We start from the raw sequence: 6,516 nt of genomic DNA, 5'->3' as shown, positions 1-6,516 counted from the left end.
GTGGCGTCCTACGCTGCGTTCCGAGAGCTGACGGAGGGTTTTGCCGTGCCGACCCGTTGGTTGCCGGGCAACCATGACGAGGCCAGGGTCATGGCGCGTGTGGCGCCAGATCTGGTCCATGCCGTTACCGACATTGGCGCCTGGCGCGTGGTGATGCTCAACTCGGCGGTGCTGGGTGCTACCCATGGGCTTCTTGAACAAGACCAGCTCTCGATCCTCGATAACGCGCTGGCATCGGTGGGGGAGCGCCACTGCCTGGTGTGCTGCCACCACCAGCCGGTGGATATCGGCTGCGCCTGGATTGCACCGATCGGCTTGCGCAATGCCGATGAGCTGCTGCAGCGTCTGCGGGCATATCCACAGGTGAAGGCGTTGCTGTGGGGGCACATCCATCAGGAGTGGGACGAGGTCCGCGACGGTATTCGCTTGCTGGCCACGCCCTCGACCTGCATCCAGTTCGCCGCGCGCAGCGAGGACTTCAAGGTCAGTGAAGAGCAGCCAGGGTATCGCTGGCTACGGTTGCATGCCGACGGACGGCTGGAGACCGGCGTCGAGCGGGCGAGGGATTTCGTGGTGACCCTGGATTTCAACAGCCCGGGTTACTGACAGGTTTACCGCTCCTGCGAAGGTCGCGCCTGTCGTTGGATTTGAAGATTGTGTTGCGAAAATCCCACCCTTGCGCCAAAACCCGGCGAACGCGCTACACTGCGCGTCCCTGTGCCCGCATCGTCGGGCGCGAAGCCACAGATTCCGGGGGCAGCATGTCGGGTTCCATCCTCTATATCCATGGCTTCAACAGCTCGCCGCTGTCCACCAAGGCGCGCCAGCTCGCGGCGGTGATGCAACAGCTCGGTTTGAGCGCGCAGCTGCGCGTCCCCGAACTGCACCATCATCCGCGCCAGGCGATGGCTCAGCTCGAAGCGTGCATCGCCGAACTCGGCACGCCGCTGCTGGTCGGTAGCTCCCTCGGCGGCTACTATGCCACGCACCTGGCTGAGCGCCATGGCCTCAAGGCCCTGCTGGTCAATCCGGCAGTGACCCCACACAAGCATTTCGACGGCTATCTCGGTACTCAGCGAAACCACTACAGCGGTGAAACCTGGGAGCTGACCCACGATCACGTGCAGGCCCTGGCCGAACTGGAAGTGCCACCCCCCGAGGATGCCTCACGCTATCAAGTGTGGTTGCAGACCGCCGATGAAACGCTGGACTATCGCCATGCCGAGCGTTATTACCGTGCCTGTGCCCTGCGTATCGAGGCCGGCGGCGACCACAGCTTCCAAGGCTTCGCCCAGCGTCTGCCGGCCTTGCTGGCCTTCGCCGGCATTGCCAGGGCGCAGTATGACGCGCTTGATTTTTCTGTATTTTGACCTTTTTGCATTCACCAGACTGACGACGAGAACCCATGGCCAATCCCAGCGCTAGCGCCTATAACGCAGACGCCATCGAAGTCCTCTCCGGCCTTGACCCGGTCCGCAAGCGGCCGGGCATGTATACCGACACCAGCCGGCCCAACCACCTGGCCCAGGAAGTCATCGACAACAGCGTCGACGAAGCCCTCGCCGGTCATGCCCGGTCGATCCAGGTCGTGCTGCACGCCGACCACTCGCTGGAAGTCAGCGACGATGGTCGCGGCATGCCGGTGGATATCCACCCTGAAGAAGGCGTATCGGGCGTCGAGCTGATCCTTACCAAGCTGCACGCCGGTGGCAAGTTCTCCAACAAGAACTACCAGTTCTCCGGCGGCCTCCACGGCGTGGGCATTTCGGTGGTCAACGCCCTGTCGACCCAGGTCCGCGTGCGGGTCAAGCGTGACGGCAACGAGTACCAGATGACCTTCGCCGATGGCTTCAAGGCCACTGAGCTTGAGGTGATCGGCACGGTCGGCAAGCGCAACACCGGCACCAGTGTCTACTTCGCGCCCGATCCCAAGTATTTCGATTCGGCCAAGTTCTCCATCAGCCGCCTCAAGCATGTGCTCAAGGCCAAGGCGGTGCTGTGCCCAGGGCTGTCGATCAGCTTCGAGGACAAGGGCACCGGCGAGAAGGTCGAGTGGCACTACGAGGATGGTCTGCGCTCGTACCTGGTCGACTCGGTCAGTGAGTTCCTGCGCCTGCCCGACGAGCCGTTCTGCGGCAGCCTGGCCGGTAATAAGGAAGCTGTGGACTGGGCGCTGCTGTGGCTGCCCGAGGGTGGCGACAGCGTCCAGGAAAGCTACGTCAACCTGATCCCTACCGCCCAGGGGGGCACCCACGTCAACGGCCTGCGCCAAGGCCTGCTCGATGCCATGCGCGAGTTCTGCGAGTTCCGCAACCTGCTGCCGCGTGGCGTCAAGCTGGCGCCCGAGGACGTGTGGGAACGCATCACCTTCGTGCTCTCGATGAAGATGCAGGAACCGCAGTTCTCCGGCCAGACCAAGGAGCGCCTGTCGTCCCGCGAGGCCGCGGCGTTCGTTTCCGGTGTGGTCAAGGATGCCTTCAGCCTGTGGCTCAACGCCCACCCGGAGCTGGGCATGCAACTGGCTGAGCTGGCGATCAGCAACGCCGGCCGACGCCTCAAGGCGAGCAAGAAGGTCGAGCGCAAGCGCATCACCCAAGGGCCGGCATTGCCCGGCAAACTGGCCGACTGCGCCGGACAGGATCCGATGCGCGCCGAACTGTTCCTGGTCGAGGGCGACTCTGCAGGGGGTTCGGCCAAGCAGGCGCGTGACAAGGAGTTCCAGGCGATCCTGCCCCTGCGCGGCAAGATCCTCAACACCTGGGAAGTCGATGGCGGCGAAGTGCTCGCCAGCCAGGAGGTGCACAACATCGCCGTGGCCATCGGCGTCGATCCGGGTGCCACCGACCTGTCGCAACTGCGCTACGGCAAGATCTGTATCCTCGCCGACGCCGACTCCGACGGCTTGCACATCGCCACGCTGCTGTGCGCGCTGTTCGTCCAGCATTTCCGCCCGCTGGTCGAGGCCGGGCACGTCTATGTTGCCATGCCGCCGCTGTACCGTATCGACCTGGGCAAGGAGATCTACTACGCCCTCGACGAGGCCGAGCGCGACGGCATTCTCGACCGTCTGGTCGCCGAGAAGAAGCGCGGCAAGCCCCAGGTCACCCGATTCAAGGGGCTGGGCGAAATGAACCCGCCACAATTGCGCGAAACGACCATGGACCCGAACACCCGGCGCCTGGTGCAGCTCACCCTGGATGACCTCGCCGGTACCACCGAGATCATGGACATGCTGCTCGCCAAGAAGCGTGCGGGCGATCGCAAGAACTGGCTGGAGACCAAAGGCAACCTGGCCGAGGTCCTGGTTTGATTCGTCTGCTTGTCGCAGCCTTGCTCGCGCTGGCCAGCTTGACGAGTTTCGCCAGCGACTGGCCGGAGCTCAAGCTCACCGCCGAGCACCCGATCGAGGGCATGCGCGGCGGTAACCTGTCGGGCCTGGCCCAGTGCCGTGGCGCCCTGTGGGGCGTCTCGGACCGCGACGACGATCGAATCTACCGGCTTGAACAGCAAGATGGCGTGTGGCGTGCCGAGGCCCTGGTGTTCACCCCGCCGCCGGTACCGGAGAGCGGGCTGCCCTGGGGGCTGAAGTCGCGAAATTGGGCAGTGTCGTTCATCCGTGGCGGCGAGCTGGATTTCGAAGGCATCACCTGTGACAGCGCGGGCAACTTCTATGTGGTCAGCGAGGCGCATGCGGCGGTGCTGCAATTGCCGGTCGAGGGCGAGCCGAACTGGCTGAGGATCGATCCGGCCATGGTTCGCCAGGCCCGTGCCAGCGGCATGCTGTTGCACTTCAATGCCTTGTTCGAGGGCCTGGCCATCAATCCGGCCGGTGACCGCCTGTGGTTGGCGGCCGAGCGCGAGCGTCGGGGGCTGATCGCCGTGCAGCGTCAGCAAGCGGTATGGACCTGCGGACGCAGCTGTGTGCTGCTCAGCGAGGCAGGGGTGGAGATGCAACCGTCACAGATGCCAGGCTCGCGGGCGCTGTCGCGGGATTTCGCGGACCTTGCACTGTTCGACGGCAAGCTGTTTACCCTGGAACGCAATGCCTTCCGCATTTGTCGGCGTGACGCCGACACCGGTGCGGTCGAGCGCTGCTGGTCGTTCGCCGCCGATGCCCTGGTCGACACGCGTCGCTACGACCAGCCGTTCGGCTTGGCCGAAGCTCTGGTGATCGACAAGGACGGCGCCTGGATCGGCCTGGACAACAACAACGGCACCCGTGCCGATGGTGAAAACCGCCCTATCGTCTGGCGCTTTGCCGCGCCAGCGGGCGGCTGGAGCGCGAAGCCTTGAGCCAGCCAGCGGGCAAGCGGGCGGGCCGGATCCTGATGGTCCTCGCCTGGGCGGCAGCGATGTTTCTCGCCACGCGCTTTTTCGGGCAGTGGGAGGATCGCCAGCAGAACCCCAACAGTGTCGTGCAGTCCGAACGCGGCGAAGACTTTATCGAGGTGCGGCTGCTGAGCAATGGCCAGGGCCACTTCGTCGCCGATGGCGCGATCAACGGCAAGGTCGTGCACTTCATGCTCGATACCGGCGCCACCGATGTGGCGATCCCCGAGGCATTGGCGCGTGATCTGGCGCTGCAGCGCGGCGCGCCGGTGATGCTCAGTACCGCCAATGGCCGCACCGAGGGCTATCGCACGCGGCTCGACAGCCTGCAACTGGGCGATATCCGCCTGCGCGATGTCCGTGCCCTGGTGGTGCCGGGGCTGGACGGACAGACGGTGCTGCTCGGCATGAGCGCTTTGAAACAACTTGAATTTACTCAGCGCGGCGGCACCATGCTGCTGCGCCAGAACCTGAAATGACGAGGCTCGCATGAGCGACTTACTGGACAGTCTCGAAGGCGTCGAACGCCGTTCCCTGGCCGACTTCACCGAACAGGCCTACCTCAACTATTCCATGTACGTGATCATGGACCGCGCCTTGCCGCACGTCGGCGACGGCCTCAAGCCGGTGCAGCGGCGCATCGTCTATGCCATGAGTGAGTTGGGGCTGGATGCCGACTCCAAGCACAAGAAGTCGGCGCGTACCGTCGGCGACGTGCTCGGCAAGTTCCACCCCCACGGCGACTCGGCGTGCTATGAAGCCATGGTGCTGATGGCGCAGCCGTTCAGCTACCGCTACACGCTGGTCGACGGTCAGGGCAACTGGGGTGCGCCTGACGATCCGAAATCGTTCGCCGCCATGCGTTACACCGAGGCGCGGCTGTCGCGCTACTCGGAAGTGCTGCTCAGCGAGCTGGGCCAGGGCACCGTCGACTGGGTGCCGAACTTCGACGGCACCCTGCAGGAGCCGCAGGTATTGCCGGCGCGTTTGCCGAATATCCTGCTCAATGGCACCACCGGCATCGCCGTGGGCATGGCCACCGACGTGCCGCCGCACAACCTGCGCGAAGTCGCCAGCGCCTGCGTGCGCCTGCTCGACGAGCCCAAGGCGACCATCGAGCAACTGTGCGAGCACATCCAGGGCCCTGACTACCCAACCGAAGCGGAGATCGTCACGCCACGGGCCGAGATCCAGAAGATCTACGAAACCGGCAAGGGCTCGATTCGCATGCGCGCGGTGTACCGAGTCGAAGACGGCGACATCGTTGTCACCGCGCTGCCGCATCAGGTTTCCGGCGCCAAGGTGCTGGAGCAGATCGCCGCGCAGATGCAGAACAAGAAGCTGCCGATGGTCGCCGACCTGCGTGACGAGTCGGACCACGAGAACCCGTGCCGCATCGTCATCATCCCGCGCTCCAATCGTGTGGATGCCGACGAGCTGATGCAGCACCTGTTCGCCACCACCGATCTTGAAAACAGCTACCGGGTCAACGTCAACATCATCGGCCTCGATGGCCGTCCTCAGTTGAAGAACCTGCGCGCGCTGTTGCAGGAGTGGCTGCAGTTCCGCATCGGCACCGTGCGCCGGCGCCTGCAGTTCCGCCTCGACAAGGTCGAGAAGCGCCTGCACCTGCTGGACGGCTTGCTCACCGCCTTCCTCAACCTGGATGAAGTGATTCACATCATCCGCACCGAGGATCATCCCAAACAGGCGCTGATCGAGCGTTTCGAGCTGACCGAGATCCAGGCCGACTACATCCTCGAGACCCGCCTGCGTCAGCTGGCGCGCCTGGAAGAGATGAAGATCCGTGGCGAGCAGGACGAGTTGCTCAAGGAGCAGGCCAAGCTGCAGGCCTTGCTGGGCAGCGAGACGAAGCTGCGCAAGCTGGTACGCAGCGAACTGATCAAGGACGCCGAAACCTATGGCGACGACCGCCGCTCGCCGATCGTCGAGCGCGCCGAGGCCAAGGCTCTGTCGGAAAACGAGCTGATGCCGACCGAGCCGGTCACCGTGGTGCTGTCGGAAAAAGGCTGGGTACGTTGTGCCAAGGGTCATGACATCGATGCCACGGGCCTTTCGTACAAGGCTGGCGATGGCTTCAAGGCCGCAGCGGCGGGGCGTTCGAACCAGTTTGCGGTGCTTATCGACTCGACCGGGCGCAGCTATTCGCTCGCAGCACACAGCTTG

The 6,516-nt window shown here is 64.4% G+C and carries 6 protein-coding genes; all 6 read left to right on the top strand.

What is annotated here, in order from left to right; translation table 11 throughout:
• A partial coding sequence (locus VA602_RS00160) for a phosphodiesterase (RefSeq protein WP_323452136.1) occupies positions 1-606 on the top strand: 606 nt, incomplete at its 5' end.
• Positions 607-761: 155 nt separating this feature from the next.
• Positions 762-1,370: a YqiA/YcfP family alpha/beta fold hydrolase gene (locus VA602_RS00155; RefSeq protein WP_153774218.1), complete on the top strand. Its 609-nt coding sequence runs from the start codon at positions 762-764 to the stop codon at positions 1,368-1,370.
• A 35-nt stretch (positions 1,371-1,405) separates the two neighbouring features.
• Positions 1,406-3,310, top strand: coding sequence for a DNA topoisomerase IV subunit B (gene parE / locus VA602_RS00150; RefSeq protein ID WP_112899308.1), 1,905 nt, complete (start codon positions 1,406-1,408; stop codon positions 3,308-3,310).
• Positions 3,307-4,293: an esterase-like activity of phytase family protein gene (locus VA602_RS00145; RefSeq protein WP_200603076.1), complete on the top strand. Its 987-nt coding sequence runs from the start codon at positions 3,307-3,309 to the stop codon at positions 4,291-4,293. Before parE ends, VA602_RS00145 begins: the two co-directional genes overlap by 4 nt.
• Positions 4,290-4,808: a retropepsin-like aspartic protease family protein gene (locus VA602_RS00140; protein ID WP_323452135.1), complete on the top strand. Its 519-nt coding sequence runs from the start codon at positions 4,290-4,292 to the stop codon at positions 4,806-4,808. Before VA602_RS00145 ends, VA602_RS00140 begins: the two co-directional genes overlap by 4 nt.
• A gap of 10 nt (positions 4,809-4,818) precedes the next feature.
• Positions 4,819-6,516: DNA topoisomerase IV subunit A (parC, locus tag VA602_RS00135; RefSeq protein WP_323452134.1), on the top strand; the 1,698-nt coding region annotated here is incomplete at its 3' end.

The sequence above is a fragment of the Pseudomonas machongensis genome, assembly GCF_034961125.1.
GTDB lineage: Bacteria > Pseudomonadota > Gammaproteobacteria > Pseudomonadales > Pseudomonadaceae > Aquipseudomonas > Aquipseudomonas machongensis.
This window is presented reverse-complemented; position numbering and strand designations above follow the sequence as displayed.

Coding starts and splice junctions, on each gene's coding strand:
- VA602_RS00155 (WP_153774218.1), top strand. CDS start 762: ATGTCGGGTTCCATCCTCTATATCCATGGCTTCAACAGCTCGCCGCTG.
- parE (WP_112899308.1), top strand. CDS start 1,406: ATGGCCAATCCCAGCGCTAGCGCCTATAACGCAGACGCCATCGAAGTC.